Here is a 16,677-nt window from a genome sequence, read left to right as displayed (position 1 = left end):
TGGTTACCGCGATCGGCTTGTATGTCTGACCCGGCAATTCACAACAGACGCCGAGACCTTCTGATGCCCGTTGAAAAGTCTGAACTAAGCAGGTCCGAGCTTGGCAAATACTATGTATCCGGCATGTTCCTGAAAGGCGTTATCAAAGCGTTACGGTTGCTGCCCTATGAGACACGCATTGCCACAATGGGCGCCATAGCGAGAAACCTTGCACCGTTGGTCGGGTTCTCGAAAAGAGTACGCAGCAATCTGAAACTCACCTGCCCGGACCTGACTGAATCCGAAGTGAAACGCATCTGCAAGGCCGTTCCTGACAACGCCGGACGCGCGATCATGGAGCACTTCTCGCCCAAGGATTTCACAGAACGCCAACGCTTTGCCAAAGTCACGGGTACGGGCCTTGCTGCCTTTGATTCCGCCTTGGCAGAAGGGCGACCAGTGATGATGATCACTGCGCATTTCGGCCATTACCTGGCCGCGCGTATCGCCCTTCAAGAACGCAGCGGTCAGCCTATTGGCTGCCTCTACCGTCGAATGGCGAACCCCTACTTCAACGACATGTATGTCGATGCGTTCTACAAAACCGGCGCCCCGATGTTCGAACAAGGCCGTCGCGGGATGGTCGAAATGGTGCGGACGCTCAAAAAAGGCGGGATCATCGCTATTGTGTCAGACCTGCACGCACATGGCGGGGAAGAGCTGACTTTTTTCGGCAAACCGGCCGTGACGTCGGTTTTGAATGCTGAACTGGCCATGAAATACAAAGCCGTCCTGATTCCGTGCTATGCAGTGCGTCAGCCCAATGGGGTTGATTTCGAAATCATCCTGCACGAACCGGTCCCACATACGGATCCAAAGACGATGACCCAGTTCACCAATGATGACCTCGAGGCGGTTGTCCGACAGCATATGGGTCAGTGGTTCTGGATTCATCGTCGCTGGAAAACCTGGAACGGGCTAGGCGTCCAAGCCAAAGACATGCCCTGATCAGCGAACGCGTGCTGCCGCAATAATCGGCCCATGGCCAACCCCTTGCACCAACACAACGGCCGGCAAACCTGACGTCAAAGATACCTTATAGGTCTTAGGCGCTGTCCCGTCCCATTGCCCGGCTACTGTCCAGGCCTCGACCACATTGGCATAATCCAGTTCTTGTCCGGCCAACTCTCCGCGCCGGATCGAAGCATGGCGCATTGGCGTGTATTGCACCACCCGGATGTCATAGACCTGATCCGGTGGCAAACTGATCGAGGAAACGTCGACAGTTACGTTATCTCCTGTACGCGAGGCCGAAACCGACGCCAGCGGAGCGGCCTTGGAATGGTCGCCGATCAGGTAATCCAGCTTTGCCGTATCTGCCCCTACAATATCCTGCTGACCATTAACTACCATCTGAGGCGTATAGATCACCGTACGCCCGGAATTTCCGGCATAGCTGCGCTGACGCTCAGTATGGGTGGGGTCGGCATATTCATCCTCCCATCCGATATAGTCCCAATAATCTACATGCAACGCCAACCCGATGACGTCATCCCGATTGGCCAGATCGTGCATGATCCGGTCAGCCGGGGGGCAGGACGAACATCCCTGCGAGGTGAACAGCTCCACCACTACGGGTCCGCTTTCTGCAATGGCCGAAGTAGCCAGGAACAGGGATGCCAACGCGGTTGCGGTTGCAGATTTGAACATGTTTGCTCTCGGGTTTCATGGGGTGCATTACTGGTTTAGACGGAACGCTGATCAAGCACCAATCAAGGTTTCTTGAGACCGGTGACACAAGGTTTTCGCAAAAATGTGTGCAATGGTATACAAAAATTGCCGCACCTGGTCTGTTGGACCTTGAACCGCGCGCTTGGGTGATGCAGATAGCCCTCAGCGAATCCCATATTCCACGTCATTTGAGAGGGAGGCCACAGATGCCCATCAAAGTCGGACAGGATACCGCCAAGACACGCCGCAGCCTGAGCGTGAATGGCAAGTCCATCTCGTATTACTCGATCCCCGCCGCGCAAGAGGCCGGCCTGGGTGATTTCTCGAAACTGCCCGCCGCCCTGAAGGTGGTGTTGGAAAACATGTTGCGGTTCGAAGATGACGGATTTTCCGTCTCGGTCGACGACATCAAGGCGTTTGCCGAATGGGGCGCCAAAGGTGGCAAGAACCCCCGCGAGATCGCCTATCGCCCTGCCCGCGTGTTGATGCAGGATTTCACCGGCGTTCCGGCAGTGGTCGATCTGGCCGCCATGCGCGATGGTATCAAGGCTCTGGGCGGCGACGCGCAGAAGATCAACCCGTTGAACCCCGTTGATCTGGTCATCGACCACTCGGTCATGATTGACGAATTCGGCAACCCGCGCGCGTTCCAGATGAACGTTGACCGCGAATACGAACGCAACATGGAACGGTATCAGTTCCTGAAATGGGGTCAGGGTGCCTTCAACAACTTCCGCGTTGTGCCCCCCGGAACCGGGATCTGTCACCAGGTGAACCTGGAATATCTGGCGCAGACCGTCTGGACCGACACGGATCAGAACGGGGATGAGGTTGCCTATCCCGACACGCTGGTCGGCACCGACAGCCACACCACCATGGTCAACGGCATGGCCGTTCTGGGCTGGGGCGTCGGCGGGATCGAGGCCGAAGCTGCTATGCTGGGTCAGCCGATCTCGATGCTGATCCCCGAGGTTGTCGGCTTTGAGCTGACCGGAGATCTGGTTGAAGGCACCACCGGCACCGATCTGGTTCTGAAGGTCGTCGAAATGCTGCGCGCAAAGGGTGTTGTGGGCAAATTCGTCGAATTCTTCGGCGAAGGTCTGGACCGTCTGCCGCTGGCCGACCGGGCAACCATTGCCAACATGGCCCCGGAATACGGCGCGACATGTGGTTTCTTCCCGATTGACGGTGAAACGCTGCGCTATCTGCGTAACACCGGTCGTGACGAAGATCGCATCGCGCTGGTCGAAGCCTATGCCAAGGAAAACGGCTTCTGGCGCGACGCAGATTACGCGCCGATCTACACCGACACCCTGTCGCTGGACATGCGCACCATCGTTCCCGCGATCTCGGGCCCGAAGCGACCCCAGGATTATGTTGCTCTGACCGGTGCCAAGGCGGCGTTCACCAGGGAAATGGCCGATACGTTCAAGCGACCCATGGGCAAGGAAGTCGCCGTCAAAGGCGAAGACTATACCCTAGAATCCGGTAAAGTTGTGATCGCATCGATCACCTCCTGCACCAACACCTCGAACCCATATGTGATGATCGGCGCTGGTCTGGTGGCCCGCAAAGCCGCGGCCTTGGGCCTGAACCGTCAGCCCTGGGTCAAGACCTCGCTGGCACCGGGATCGCAGGTTGTATCTGCCTATCTTGAGGCCGCTGGCCTGCAGGAAGATCTGGACAAGATCGGGTTTAACCTTGTTGGGTATGGCTGCACGACCTGTATCGGCAACTCGGGTCCGATCCAGAAAGAGCTCTCTGAGGCGATTGCCGAGGGCGATTTGGTAGCCACGTCGGTCTTGTCGGGTAACCGCAACTTCGAAGGCCGTATCAGCCCGGACGTCCGCGCCAACTATCTGGCCTCACCGCCGCTGGTCGTGGTCTATGCGCTGGCCGGTACGATGGATATCGACCTGACGTCCGAGCCGATTGGCCAGGACAAGGACGGCAACGATGTCTTCATGAAAGACATCTGGCCAACCCAGCAAGAAGTTGCGGAATTGGTCGAACAGACGGTCACCCGTGAGGCGTTCCTGTCGAAATATGCAGACGTCTTCAAAGGCGACGAGAAATGGCAAGCGGTCGATACCACCGATGCCGAAACCTATGACTGGCCACCGACCTCGACCTATATCCAGAACCCGCCCTACTTCCAGGGCATGGGGACCGAGCCGGGCACAATTTCGAACATCGAAGACGCTAAGGTTCTGGCCATTCTGGGCGATATGGTCACCACTGACCATATCTCGCCTGCAGGCTCGTTTGCCACGACAACACCGGCTGGCAAGTATCTGACCGACCGTCAGGTTCAACCGCGCGAGTTCAACTCTTACGGGTCGCGCCGTGGTAACCACGAGGTCATGATGCGCGGCACCTTTGCCAATATCCGCATCAAGAACGAGATGCTGGACAGCGTCGAAGGTGGTTACACCAAAGGCCCCGATGGCGAGCAGACTTCAATCTATGACGCGTCGATGGCCTATCAGGAACAGGGCACGCCGCTGGTTGTATTCGGTGGCGAGCAATACGGCGCCGGATCGTCGCGCGACTGGGCGGCCAAAGGCACGGCTCTGCTGGGTGTCAAAGCGGTGATCGCCGAAAGCTTTGAGCGTATCCACCGCTCGAACCTGGTTGGCATGGGCGTTGTACCGTTCGAATTCACCGGTGGCGACTCGCGCAAAACGCTGGGCTTGAAGGGTGATGAAACCGTCTCGATCCACGGTCTGGATACGATCCAGCCGCTGCAAGAGGTGCCCTGCACCATCACCTACGGTGACGGTTCTGAGAAAACCATAACCCTTAAGTGCCGCATCGATACCGCGCCCGAAATCGAATATATCGAAAACGGTGGCGTGCTGCATTACGTGCTGCGGAACCTGGCCAAGGCCGACTAAGATCTCTGAGCAAACTAAAAAGGGCGTCCGGTCGGGCGCCCTTTTTACGTTCCATTTGCGTCAGGATGCTGTGCCTGGCGTTTTCACCAACCTCCTACTTGGGTCTGCCCAACCAGAGGGGCTACGGTGACAGCACCAAGATGGATGATTGTGACCAGATCATTCAGAAGACTGGTGTTTCTTCCCTCACCCGGCCGCGTTAATCGGCCTTAGCCTTTTCCAAAGCGGGCCGAATAGTTCCTTCGATGACGCGCTGGGTAATCGGCCCAGCAAAGCGCAGGATAATGGTTCCGTCGCCGTCGACCACATAGGTTTCCGGTACGCCGTAAACGCCCCAGTCCAGCGCCATGCGTCCCTGTTCATCCCGGCCGATACCCGTATAGGGATCACCAAGTTCGTTCAGGAATGCCTCGGCATTTTCCAGCTTGTCCTTATAATTGATACCGTAGACAGGAATGCCTTCATCCGACAGGGCCTGCAGGTTCGGGTGCTCTACCCGGCAGGGCGCGCACCAACTGGCCCAGTAATTCACAAGCTTGATCTGTCCATCGCGCAGCGTTGCGTCGTCAAATTGTGGCTTGCCTGCAAAATCTGTTAATACAACCGGTGGCGCGGTTTGGCCCTCACGGGCCGAGGGCAAAGCGTTTGGATCATCACGGAACATGCCAATACCGGCAAGTACAGCAAAGGCACCAAATATCAACGGAGGCGCAATCATCAGGGGCGAGATCTTAGCCATTGCGCTTTATCCTCTGTTCAACTTTTTCCAATTCAGCCTGGCTCTTGCGGCCCCGCATCACGCTGACCAGAACCAGCGCCAGCAAAAGCCCGATGGAAACCACATAGGACCAGAGCACCGTATCGGCATATTTTCCAAGATCAGGGATCATCCGTTTGCCCTTTCCCGCGCCAGCAGAGTCTTGGTCCGACGCGTGCGAATTTCAGTACCCGTGCGGTAAAGTACCAAGGCGATGAACAACAACACGAACCCGACAATGCAGAGCAGCAGAGGATAGAAATAGATATTGCTGACCTTCTCTTCGGTATCCGCTCCAGTCACGGCACCAGCCCGCAGGACAGAAGCGCCCTGATGCAGCCCCTGATTCCAGAAATTCACCGCATAACGGCTGAGGATAGCAAAGACCGACCCCACCAGACACAGGATCGAGGTCAGATCAGCAGCCGTATCAGGGTCTTCGATCGCCTCCCACAAGGCGACATAGCCCAAATAGAAGAGGAACAGGATCAGGAATGAGGTCAGACGTGGATCCCAGGCCCACCAGGTGCCCCACATGGGCTGCCCCCAAATCGCCCCGGTTGCCAACGCAATCAATGTCATCACGATGCCCACAGGTGCGGCCGCGCGCGCAGCCAGCGCACTGACATGATGACGGCGAACAAGCCAAACCAGAGAGGTCGCCAGCATCATAAGCCAGCAGTTAATCGCCATCAGTGCGGCGGGCACATGCAGGTAAATGATCTTGACGGTCGATCCCTGCTTGTAATCATCGGGTGTGAAGAAAAATCCCCACACCAGACCAATGACGATGCAAACCAAAGCCGCGCCCCAGAAGAACGGCATCACCCGTTCACTGGTGGCAAGAAACTTGCGCGGATTGGCATATTCCCAGAGGGTATTGGCTTTGGCTGCGATAGACATGGGCCTTATCTAGTCCGAGTCGGGTTCATTCTCAATTGACATCCGTCAAAGTTACACTGTGTCACCGTAGGTTAATGCGCAACACAGCGGCGCTGGCAAAAGGTAACAGGGCAATCGTCGCCGCAGTGATCCCAGCCAGCATCAACAAGGGTGTCTGCGTTTCCATTCCGGTTGCGCCGCGGCGCGCGACCTCGGCCCCGAAGATCAATGTCGGTACATAAAGAGGCAGCACAAGAAGCGACAGCAGCAATCCGCCGCGTTTCAAGCCGACCGTAAGAGCGGCGCCAAAGGTTCCGATGACACTCATCGCGGGCGTGCCAATCAAAAGTGAGACGACAAGCCAGAAAAAGCCGGGCAAAGGCAAATTAAGCAGAACGCCCAGGAAGGGCGCGGCCAGAACCAGTGGCAAGCCCGTAGTCAGCCAATGCGCCAAAGACTTGATCGTTACGACCGCTTCTAACGGCAGGGGCGCCGTCGCCAATAGGTCGAGCGAGCCGTCCTCCCAATCCAGCGCAAGCAGCCGGTCAAGTGACAGAAGGCAGGCCAAAAGCGCCCCCAGCCATAGCACGCCAGGTGCAATCTTGGACAACAACGCGGATTGCGGGCCAACTGAAAAAGGCACCAGCACGGTGACGATAAGAAAAAATGCCAGGCCAAGGCCAAACCCACCGCCCGCACGGAAGGCCAGTTTCAAATCACGTAAAAGTAGGGCGATCACAGGAAACCTCCGTCGAGATCATCGACAGGTTTCGGTTTAGCCTTGTTGGGCCCCACATCCAGGACCTCTCCGTCCAGACCAAGGTCGATATGGGTGGCAATCAGGGCAGACCCACCCTGCCCCAGATGCGCGCGCACCGCGTCAGCAAACATCTGCACTGCATTCTTATCCAGCGACACAGTGGGCTCATCCAACATCCAGATCGGTCGTTCGGTGACCAACATCCGCGCCAACCCCAATCGACGTTTCTGGCCTGCCGACAGATTGCCTGCATGGCGATCCGACAGCTCAGTCAAAGCAAACGCATCCAGGGCCGGTTGAATGCTGTGACTGCCGAAGACCTGCGCCCAGAACGACAGGTTTTCCACCACGGTCAGAGTCGGCTTGAGTCCGTCGGAATGTGAGGCATAGGCGATCCGGTCCTCAGCCCCGTCGATCTGCCCCTCAAGCGGAGGCTGCAGGCCCGCCAGCGTTCGCAGCAGCGTTGTTTTACCGATCCCGTTCGGCCCGCGCAGGATAAGCGCCTTTCCGGGCTCCAGCGAAAAGCTGAGATTTTCCAGCACAGGAACGCCCCCTCGGGCGATCGACAGGTCGGTCACGGTCAATGTCATGAATCCCGCTTATCCTATTGCCGTCAGAGGCAAAAGGCGGGATTTGCCGCAGCATACCGACAGCAACGTATTTGGGTGGCATCTAAGCGCAAGGCCAGAGGAAAAGAATCCGATCAGACCGGTAGCAGCGCCAGTGCAATACGGCGCCCTTCGGATAACAGGATATTGTATGTGCGGCACGCGGACGGAGAGTTCATGATCTCAACCCCGATCCCCGAATCTTCCAAGGCGGCGCGCAGATCAGAAGGAATATGGGCCAGCTCAGCGCCGGTTCCGATAAACAGCACATCGACCTGACCCGCCAATTTCAACAGACCATCCCTGTCGTCGTACCCGCCCCATTTCGCTGATCCTGCCGGGCCGGTCAGCACCGACCCGTCATAGACCTGACCACCGATGCGGAAAAACCCAGGACCATATCCGTCAACAGGGGCCGCATTGTCATAAGAGATTTCATTCATACGCATAGGAGGCATCTAGCCCCAAAGCGGTAGGCCCGACAAGGCTGCAAGCGCTATCGCCAGATACGCAGCGGCACGATACAGCTTTTCCCGCTCGGGCCGGAACATCCAACCGCCCAGCCAATTACCAGCTAGATTGGGGACCGCCAGAGCCAGACCCAATATCACAGCAGGCAGCGTGATACGGTCCATGCCAGTCAGGTACCCGAGCAGCAGAAAATCAAAGGCGAACAGGTATAACAGGATCGTCGCACGGATCACGGCCACGGGCAGAGGTCGAGACATATAGAACAAGATAACGGCCGGTCCCGGCAGGCCCGCGACACCGCCCAAAAACCCACCAGCGCCTCCTATTCCCAAAACCATTCTGCGGCTGACATGACCGTGATAGCGCAGACCGAACACCAGAATAGCCAGCATAAGAAACGCCAACAGGCTAACGGTATAGCGAAATACATGTGGATCGACCGTGGTCAGCAACCACAGCCCCAATGGCAGAGCGAGTGCGCACCCTCCCACCAGACGGACCAGATCACCCCTGTCGACCTCGCGCCAGGCCCGGCGAAGGTTGGGCAGCGGGCCCAGAATATCCATGATTGTCAGGCACGTCAGCGCCTTGAAAGGATCAAGGAATTGGGTTGCGATTGGCAGGAAAATCAGGGCGGTCCCAAATCCGGAAAAGCCGCGCACTACACCGCCAAGAAAGGCAGCAAAAACTATGATGGCCAGCCCTGTGGGGGACTGGCCAAAATACTCAGGCATCGATGTTGGCAAACTGGTTGCCAGAAGTGTTTGATGGCTTGGACCAGTCGCGCTTGACGCCCAGCCACAACAGGATGGTTGAGGCCACAAAGACGGACGAATAGGTACCTACGATCACACCCCAAATCATAGCAAAGACAAACCCGCGGATCACATCCCCACCCAGAACATAGAGCGAAATCAACGCCAGCAAGGTGGTGACAGAGGTCATGACTGTCCGGCTGAGCGTTTCGTTGATCGAAAGGTTCAGAACCTCCTTTAGGTCCTTTTTCTTGTATTTCCGCAAGTTCTCGCGCACCCGGTCGAACACGACCACCGTATCATTCAACGAATAGCCCACGATGGTCAGCAGCGCAGCGATGATCGCCAGATCAAAGCGGATCTGCAGTTCGGAAAAGATGCCGATAGTCAGGATGACGTCATGCACCAGCGCAGCGACAGCCCCCAGCGCAAACTGCCATTCAAACCGCAGCCAGATGTAGACAAGCACCGCCCCAATGGCGAGCACCACCGCGATTACGGCGGTCTGGATAAGCTCTCCCGAGACTTTGGGTCCTACAGATTCGACGCTTTCGAAGGGCAGTTTCAACCCGGGGTCCGCTGCGGCAAGAGCTTCGCCAATTTGTTCAATCGTGGCCGCATTGACAGCCTCAGCATCATCCTGCGCCTGAATGCGGATCATCGCGACATGTTGATCTGGCCCGAAGCTCGGATCGAAAATCTCGGTGATCGTCACGTCGCCAAGTCCAAGCGGCGCAATAGCGTCACGATATGTGCCGACATCGATTTCCTGCGCGCTTTGGGTCCGAATGGTGGTCCCTCCACGGAAATCAATGCCGAAATTCAGGCCCTGCAGCATGAATGACGTAAACGCGACAATCATCATCAAGGCCGAGATACCCAGCCAGATCTTCCAGCGACTGAAGAAATCGAACGAGGTATTCTGGGGTACGAGTTTCAGTCTCATGTCAAACCTCGATCGTTTTCGGACGGCGGCGTTCGAACCAAATCACGATCATCAGGCGCGTCACGAAGATCGCGGTGAAGACCGAGGTCAGAATACCCAGACCCAAAGTGATTGCGAACCCGCGCACTGGCCCGCTGCCCATGGCAAACAGGATTACAGCGGTAATGAAGGTGGTCACGTTGGCGTCCAGAATGGCCGACAGCGCTTTTTCATAACCCAGCTCAATCGCGCGGGCAGGACCTTTGGCAGATTTCAGTTCCTCTCGGATACGCTCGAAGATCAGTACGTTGGCATCCACCGCCATCCCTACCGTCAGAACGATCCCCGCGATCCCAGGCAGGGTCAACGTCGCCCCAATCAGGGAAAGCAGACCGAACAACAGGCCAACGTTGATGATCAGCGCAATATTGGCGAAGATACCAAACAGGCCATAGCTGAGCGCCATGAATGTCAGCACCGCGACAAAGGCCACGACGGTTGCCACCTTACCCGCGTCGATACTGTCCTGGCCCAGCTCGGGGCCGATGGTTCTTTCTTCCAGAAACTCCAGCCCGGCGGGCAGTGCCCCTGCGCGCAAAAGGACAGCCAGATTTGTACTTTCCTCAACGGTGAAATTACCGGTGATGATACCAGACCCGCCGGGGATATGACTTTGGATCACCGGGGCTGAGATCACTTCGTCATCCAGAACAATGGCAAAGGGTGCCCCGATGTTTTCCAGCGTGTAATCACCAAATTTGCGCGCGCCAGAGGTGTTAAAGCGGAAACTCACCGCCGGGCGGCCATTCTGGTCAAACGCGGGCTGCGCATCGACCAGTTCCTCGCCCGTTACAACAGGCGCGGCATCCAACGTGTAATAGACGCCATTTTCGTCAATCGACGGCACCACCTCTTCGCCAAAGCCCGCTATCGCATCGGGGTCGGTTCCGCGCCCAACAACGGGGTTAAAGGTCAGTTGCGCGGTCGTGCCGATGATCTCTTTCAACTCTCCTGCGCTGCCGATACCTGGCACCTGGATCAGGATACGGTCGGTGCCTTGCCTTTGGATGGTCGGCTCGCGGGTGCCCACCTCGTCAATCCGACGGCGAATGATTTCCAGCGATTGACGCACGGTGCGGTCGTCTGACGCCAGCTTCTCGGCCTCAGAAAGTTGTACAATGATCGTATCACCTTCGGCGCGAGCCTCGATATCCGTGGCCCCTACACCGCTGAGGGTCTGCACCTGACGGGCCAGACCGCGGACAACCTCCAGCGCGCGGGACATGCCCTCGGGCTGACTGATGCGAAGGCGAATCTCATCAGGCGCCGCGTCCTGGCGACGGATGGTGCCCACAGTGGCACGTTCGTCCCGAAGCGCATCCCGAATTTCGGGCCACATGGCGTCCATGCGGGATTCGTAGACGTCACCCACCCGAACTTCGGCCAAAAGATGCGCGCCACCACGCAGATCCAGCCCTAGATTGACCAGCGACGACGGCAGCCAGTTCGGCCATTGCGCCGCCTCGGCCTGCATTTCAGGAGTGTCGACGCCAAGCTCAATCGCCGCCTTGGCGTCATTGGATTGTTCAACGCGCGTATAAAACGCATTCGGCAGGGCCATCAGCAAGCCAGTCACGCAGACCAGCCAGATCAGAACCCGCTTCCAGGTATCAATTTGCAGCATTACCCTGCCTTTTCAAGGGATTATATCGCGAAGTTACTTCGCCGGCTCAGTCTTGTTCAGAACCTGCGAAATGGTCGATTTAACCACGCGGACTTTGACTCCCTCGGCGATTTCGACTTCGATCTCGTTATCGCCTTCTTTGACCTTGGCCACTTTACCAATCAGCCCACCCTGGGTAACGACCTGATCGCCCCGGCGCACGGCCTCGACCATGGCTTGATGTTCCTTCATTTTCTTCTGCTGCGGACGGATCAGCAGGAAATACATGATCGCAAAAATCAGGATCAGCGGGAGAAACTGGGCGATTGCGCCACCTTCCATGGGACATTCCTTTTGGTTTGGTACTGCGAAAATGCTCCGCAAATTTTGCGAGAACCTATTCTCTGAACCACCTGTTTGCAAGGAATGGCAGCACAGGTTTTTACAATGATTGGCTCATAATGATCAAAGAAATACGCCGGGGTCGCAGATCGGTCCTTTGATCCGGGCTCGGCTGGGATATAGTTGGCCGGCAGGAGGACCGATGATTCAATTAATCCAAACGCTTGGCACGCTTTCGCGCATCTGGTTCACGCTTGTCTGGATTATGTTCAGCACAGCGATGGCGCTAGCACAGGATGCGCCAATCGAAACGCCTGAAACCTCTGAACAATCAGAGAATTTCAAAGCGCCGGTCATCATCGACGGCGAAAGCCTGTTTTTCCTGCGCGGATCCAGCGCCCTGCCCGCGCCCGAACGGGCCGAGACCGTTCAGAACAACATTATTCAAGTGGCCCTGTCCTCGGAAAATCCCGAAGTTACTATCACTTATGAGGATACGGAACTGGGCACGCGTATTCTGGTTGATGGCGTGCCGGTATCGACGGTCACCGTCGCCGATGCCGAAATGGACCAGATGGAGCTGGACGTCATCACTTATCTCCATGGCTCGGCCATCCATGATGCGATTGTCGCTTACCGCGCAAACCGAACCGAACAGGCGCGTGTATCCGGCGCGCTTGAGGCTTTGGGCTGGACGCTGGGGTTTGCCGTATTCATCGCCTTTATTCTGTGGCTGCACCGGCGCATCAGACGGCGTACGCTGAAATTCGTATCGCGCCATCTGAAGGACGTGGAAACGGCAACAGCCAAAAGCGTTCAAGCCGAAGCCATTGCAGCCCTCGTCAGTTACGGTCTGAACTTCATATTGCTGGTCGTCTTCTTTCTGGGCTTTTACTACTACCTGTCTTTTGTTCTGCTTTCCTTTGCCGAAACCCGGTATTTCGCTCAGCTGTTGCTGACCTATCTGACCGAACCGGTTCTGCTGATCTTCAAAGGAGTGGTCAGCTATATCCCCAACCTTATCATGCTGGCGCTGATCGCCTGGTTGGCGATGTATATCATCAAAGGGATGCGCGTGTTCTTTGACGCGGTCGAGGCCGGCACATTCGAACTGGGCGATTTTGAAAGCCATTGGGTAAACCCGACATTCAACATTGCCCGCGTTTTGGTCATCCTGATCGCATTGGTGTTTGCAGTACCCTATATCCCAGGCTCGGATTCCGCAGCGTTTCAGGGGCTGACTATTCTGGTGGGTGCGATGCTATCGCTTGGCGCGAATTCGGTGGTCTCCAACATGCTGGCTGGGCTGTTTGTGATCTACCGCCGCTCAACCTCGATCGGCGATCGCATCCAGATCGGCGACCACATCGGCGACGTTGTACGGATCAAGCTGATGGAGACCCACCTGAAGTCGATCAAGAACGAGTTGATCTCGATCCCAAATGCGCAGTTGATGAATTCGGATGTGATCAACTTTTCAAAGAAAACAGATGGTAGCGGGCTGTTGCTGCATACGACTGTTGGTATCGGCTATGAGGAGCCTACGGAGAAGGTCGAAGCGATGCTGATCGAAGCCGCGCGCCGGACAAAGGCAATCAAGGCAAAGCCAGAACCATTCGTTTTGTGGACCGCTCTGGCCGACTATGCGATCAATTATCAGATCAACGGCTATACTACGCGGGGCAGCATCATCCCGAAAATTCGGTCAGACCTGCATCGCAATATTGTGGCTGTGTTCAATGAGAACAATGTGCAGATTATGACCCCGTCTTACATCGCCGATCCACCCGAGCCGAAAATCCCCACTGAAGGCTGGGATGGCCATCTGGCACATGAAGCACACGAGGGAACGGATAAGTCGTAACCGGTGCTACACCCTGCCTTTCATATGGTGCATAAGCAGGTTCAGTGATTCACGCATTTAAGGACCTGAACCATGCACGACATCCGCGCCATACGCGAAAACCCAGCCGCTTTCGACGCCGCCCTTGCGCGCCGTGGGGACGCGCCGGTGTCGTCGGACCTGTTGCGCCTGGACGAAAGCCGCCGTGCCAAGATTCTGGCCGCCGAAACCGCTCAGGCCGAGCAGAACAAAGCCTCTAAAGAGGTGGGCGCGGCCAAGGGGCGTGGCGATGAGGTCGAGTTCGAGCGCTTGCGCGCGCTGGTCGCCGAGAAAAAGGCCGAGATTGCCCAGATGCAGACCGAGGCCAAGGATCTGGACGCCCTTCTGACCGATCAACTGATCCGCATCGCCAACCTGCCCGCCGAAGATGTGCCCGAAGGCGCGGATGAAAACGACAATGTCGAAGTCAACCGCTGGGGCACTCCGCCCACACTGGATTTTGCGCCCAAAGAGCATTTTGAGATCGAAGCCGTCCAGACCGGTATGGATTTTGAGACCGCCGCGAAACTGTCCGGCTCGCGTTTTGTGCTGCTGTCCGGTGGCGTAGCCCGCATTCACCGCGCATTGGCACAGTTCATGCTGGACACACATATCAACGAAAACGAACTGACCGAGGTCAACGGCCCGGTTCTGGTTCTGTCCGAAATGATGCAGGGCACCGGGCAACTGCCGAAGTTTGGCGAGGACAGCTATCAGACCCGTGAAGGCTGGTGGCTGATCCCAACCTCCGAAGTGTCGCTGACCAATATCGTCAATGAAACGCTGATCGAAGAAAGCTATCTGCCTCGCCGCTATACCGCGCATTCCCTGTGCTTCCGGTCCGAGGCTGGCAGCGCTGGCAGAGACACCCGTGGGATGCTGCGCCAGCACCAGTTCGAAAAGGTCGAGATGGTCTCGGTCACCCATCCGGACAAATCGGACGACGAACAAAAACGCATGCTGCGCTGTGCCGAGGGTATTCTGGAAAAGCTGGGCATCCCCTATCGCACCGTGATCCTGTGTACGGGCGACATGGGCTTTGGCGCGCGCCGTACCTATGACATCGAGGCGTGGTTGCCCGGACAGGATACCTATCGCGAGATCAGTTCGGTCTCGACTTGTGGTGATTTTCAGGCCCGCCGCATGAACGCGCGGTTCCGCCCCGAAGCGGGTGGCAAACCGGAATACGTCCATACACTGAACGGCTCCGGTCTAGCTGTCGGTCGTTGCCTGATCGCCGTGCTGGAAAATGGTCAGAACGCCGATGGTACCGTGACCTTGCCCAAGGTTTTGGCCCCCTATCTTGGCGGCAAACTGACCTTACAGCGGGACGGCACGCTGGCATAAGAAAACCGGCGCTAACCAACTGCGCCGGTCCTGAGAAAATCAAAAGGCGGAGGAGGTCTACTTCTTCGCCTTTTTCTTATCTTTTTTCTTACTCTTCTTCTTGCCGACTTTCTCTTTGGCGTCCTGTTTCTTTTGATCTTTTTTCTTGTCGTCCTTTTTGGACTTTTTATCCTTTTTGGCTTTGGCTTTCACCTTGTCCTTTGCCTTTGAGAATGCGGCCTCCATTTCCAGCAGTTTTTTGGCAGCTTTCTCAGCCTTGGCTTTTGCCTTGGCCTTTTTTCGCGCTTTGGCTTCAGCAGCGGCTTTCTCTTCAGCAGCCTTCTGGGCGGTTTCCTCAGCCCGCTTCCGGGCGGCGGCAGTAACGCCCTTCCGAGCAGCTGGGCGCTTGGTTGCCGCGCGCGCAGTCGTGGTTTTGGCTGAAACAGCTGCTTTCGCCGCCGCTATAAGAACCGGTGCCCGTGCCACACCAATGCGGGGAACTTTGACGAGCTCTGCGGGTTTCGCGCTCGCAAGGTCTTCTGCGGTCTTGAAGCCATTGGCAATCAACGCTTGCCCAAGCACCTCGCCTACCCCCTTAACATCGGTCACTGCAGTCATCAAAGTTCCCTTCCTTCTCACATCAGTGCGGGTATCGGCTAGCTGCTATGGGCCAGCCTCCGGGATTGATCTTTGGGCGGGAAAGGCACAAGCCGTTTAGTGTCCTCATCCCAAAGTTTCAGATTCAAAGCCGCTACCGCCTCGGGGAATTTGATCCGACGCGGCGTATACTCGGACGGCAGGTTATAGTGGCATTCCCGCAGCCGGTAAGACGGGATGCGCGCGTTGAAGTGGTGTATGTCGTGCAATGTGATGCAGGCCACCGCATTATCAAACCACCAGCCGAAATCCAGCGCCGACGACCCCTGCAGCGCAGCCAATTTCGGATCCAGATCTGGGCGACGGTCCCAGTATGTGTCTTCGAAATTATGCTGAAGATAGACTAGGAAAACTCCCAGCATCCCGCCAAGGAAGGAAAAGGCCACCCAAACCAAAATACCGGTCGCACCGGCGATCAGATACAGCAGGCCCAGGAATATCAGGATCGACAGGTTGTGCAGCAGCACGCCTTTGACGCCGAACCGCACCGTATTCTTGGGCCAGCGGTAGCGAATGAAATAAGTAAACAGTGCTCCGACCGGTACCAGCACAAACGGGTTGCGGTATAGGCGATAATACAGCCGCGACCACCAGTTCGCCGCATTCCATTCCCTCACGGTCATGGTATGAATTTCGCCGGTCTCACGATGTTCCAGATTGCCGATGCCGGAATGATGCAGGTTGTGGTTTTGCTTCATCACTTCGAATGGAGCGAAAGTGAACGGGGAAAGCCCATGCCCTGCCCATTCATTCTGTGCACGCGTTTCAAATAGCGAATGATGCCCGCAATCGTGCTGCAGCACGTAAAGGCGAACAGCGGAAAACGCGAAAACCACCCCGGCAGGCATCATGACGTACCAGCGGTCCACATAGATGATGGCTAATGCCAACGATGAGAAATAGACCGCGAAAGTCCCAAAGTAGCTGATCGCGGCCAATCCATTGTCCTGAACCGCGTATTGACGTGTGTATTCTCTCAAATCCATTCCGTCGGCTCCCCACAATGGCCCGTTGCAATGTGATTCTAAAAATGGGTGCGGTC

17 protein-coding genes are annotated in these 16,677 nt (G+C 56.6%); 4 read left to right on the top strand and 13 right to left on the bottom strand.

The features are described from left to right. The first annotated feature begins 63 nt into the window (after window positions 1-63). Window positions 64-987: a lysophospholipid acyltransferase family protein gene (locus AC2FIC_RS08930; RefSeq protein WP_496692358.1), complete on the top strand. Its 924-nt coding sequence runs from the start codon at window positions 64-66 to the stop codon at window positions 985-987. Here AC2FIC_RS08930 and AC2FIC_RS08925 read toward each other — a convergent pair whose 3' ends face one another. After that, entirely contained in the window at window positions 988-1,689 is a 702-nt protein-coding gene (locus AC2FIC_RS08925) for a DUF1223 domain-containing protein (protein WP_281971901.1), read from the bottom strand. 227 nt (window positions 1,690-1,916) lie between these two features. Here AC2FIC_RS08925 and acnA point away from each other — a divergent pair, with 227 nt between their 5' ends. Further along, window positions 1,917-4,607, top strand: coding sequence for an aconitate hydratase AcnA (gene acnA / locus AC2FIC_RS08920; protein ID WP_496692359.1), 2,691 nt, complete (start codon window positions 1,917-1,919; stop codon window positions 4,605-4,607). Window positions 4,608-4,806: 199 nt separating this feature from the next. On the opposite strand, the gene AC2FIC_RS08915 is transcribed toward acnA, so the two are convergent. From AC2FIC_RS08915 to yajC, 10 genes are all read right to left on the bottom strand, one after another. Then, on the bottom strand, window positions 4,807-5,346 hold the full coding sequence (locus AC2FIC_RS08915; RefSeq protein WP_142633094.1) for a DsbE family thiol:disulfide interchange protein: 540 nt from the start codon (window positions 5,344-5,346) through the stop codon (window positions 4,807-4,809). Then, window positions 5,339-5,497, bottom strand: a complete 159-nt coding sequence (ccmD, locus tag AC2FIC_RS08910; RefSeq protein ID WP_185956600.1) for a heme exporter protein CcmD — start codon at window positions 5,495-5,497, stop codon at window positions 5,339-5,341. Before ccmD ends, AC2FIC_RS08915 begins: the two co-directional genes overlap by 8 nt. Continuing rightward, window positions 5,494-6,267 carry a heme ABC transporter permease gene (locus tag AC2FIC_RS08905; protein WP_142633092.1) on the bottom strand — a complete coding sequence of 258 codons (774 nt, stop codon included), beginning with the start codon at window positions 6,265-6,267 and terminating at the stop codon, window positions 5,494-5,496. The genes ccmD and AC2FIC_RS08905 overlap by 4 nt, the downstream gene beginning before the upstream one ends. A gap of 61 nt (window positions 6,268-6,328) precedes the next feature. Beyond that, the gene (gene ccmB, locus AC2FIC_RS08900) at window positions 6,329-6,985 is read right to left on the bottom strand and encodes a heme exporter protein CcmB (RefSeq protein WP_496692360.1); all 657 of its coding nucleotides are present in this window, start codon (window positions 6,983-6,985) and stop codon (window positions 6,329-6,331) included. Beyond that, window positions 6,982-7,596, bottom strand: coding sequence for a heme ABC exporter ATP-binding protein CcmA (ccmA, locus tag AC2FIC_RS08895; protein ID WP_496692361.1), 615 nt, complete (start codon window positions 7,594-7,596; stop codon window positions 6,982-6,984). The genes ccmB and ccmA overlap by 4 nt, the downstream gene beginning before the upstream one ends. A 113-nt stretch (window positions 7,597-7,709) precedes the next feature. After that, the gene (locus AC2FIC_RS08890) at window positions 7,710-8,063 is read right to left on the bottom strand and encodes an Mth938-like domain-containing protein (RefSeq protein WP_142635082.1); all 354 of its coding nucleotides are present in this window, start codon (window positions 8,061-8,063) and stop codon (window positions 7,710-7,712) included. A 9-nt stretch (window positions 8,064-8,072) separates the two neighbouring features. Further along, entirely contained in the window at window positions 8,073-8,819 is a 747-nt protein-coding gene (locus AC2FIC_RS08885) for a TSUP family transporter (protein WP_496692362.1), read from the bottom strand. Then, window positions 8,812-9,786: a protein translocase subunit SecF gene (gene secF, locus AC2FIC_RS08880; RefSeq protein WP_282021836.1), complete on the bottom strand. Its 975-nt coding sequence runs from the start codon at window positions 9,784-9,786 to the stop codon at window positions 8,812-8,814. The genes AC2FIC_RS08885 and secF overlap by 8 nt, the downstream gene beginning before the upstream one ends. A 1-nt stretch (window position 9,787) precedes the next feature. Further along, window positions 9,788-11,449: a protein translocase subunit SecD gene (secD, locus tag AC2FIC_RS08875; RefSeq protein WP_496870137.1), complete on the bottom strand. Its 1,662-nt coding sequence runs from the start codon at window positions 11,447-11,449 to the stop codon at window positions 9,788-9,790. A gap of 33 nt (window positions 11,450-11,482) precedes the next feature. After that, on the bottom strand, window positions 11,483-11,770 hold the full coding sequence (gene yajC / locus AC2FIC_RS08870) for a preprotein translocase subunit YajC (RefSeq protein WP_142633080.1): 288 nt from the start codon (window positions 11,768-11,770) through the stop codon (window positions 11,483-11,485). A 202-nt stretch (window positions 11,771-11,972) separates the two neighbouring features. Here yajC and AC2FIC_RS08865 point away from each other — a divergent pair, with 202 nt between their 5' ends. Continuing rightward, window positions 11,973-13,634, top strand: a complete 1,662-nt coding sequence (locus tag AC2FIC_RS08865) for a mechanosensitive ion channel family protein (protein ID WP_496692363.1) — start codon at window positions 11,973-11,975, stop codon at window positions 13,632-13,634. 72 nt (window positions 13,635-13,706) lie between these two features. Next, complete coding sequence (gene serS, locus AC2FIC_RS08860; RefSeq protein WP_496692364.1) at window positions 13,707-14,999, top strand: serine--tRNA ligase; 1,293 nt, start codon at window positions 13,707-13,709, stop codon at window positions 14,997-14,999. 57 nt (window positions 15,000-15,056) lie between these two features. On the opposite strand, the gene AC2FIC_RS08855 is transcribed toward serS, so the two are convergent. Then, window positions 15,057-15,596 carry a helix-hairpin-helix domain-containing protein gene (locus tag AC2FIC_RS08855; protein WP_496692365.1) on the bottom strand — a complete coding sequence of 180 codons (540 nt, stop codon included), beginning with the start codon at window positions 15,594-15,596 and terminating at the stop codon, window positions 15,057-15,059. 38 nt (window positions 15,597-15,634) lie between these two features. Then, the gene (locus tag AC2FIC_RS08850; RefSeq protein WP_496692366.1) at window positions 15,635-16,621 is read right to left on the bottom strand and encodes a fatty acid desaturase; all 987 of its coding nucleotides are present in this window, start codon (window positions 16,619-16,621) and stop codon (window positions 15,635-15,637) included. Window positions 16,622-16,677: the final 56 nt, after the last annotated feature.

This window comes from Ruegeria sp. CDSC079 (genome assembly GCF_059610505.1).
The sequence above is the reverse complement of the archived record's forward strand: the minus strand, read 5'-3'. Positions and strand labels throughout refer to the sequence as shown.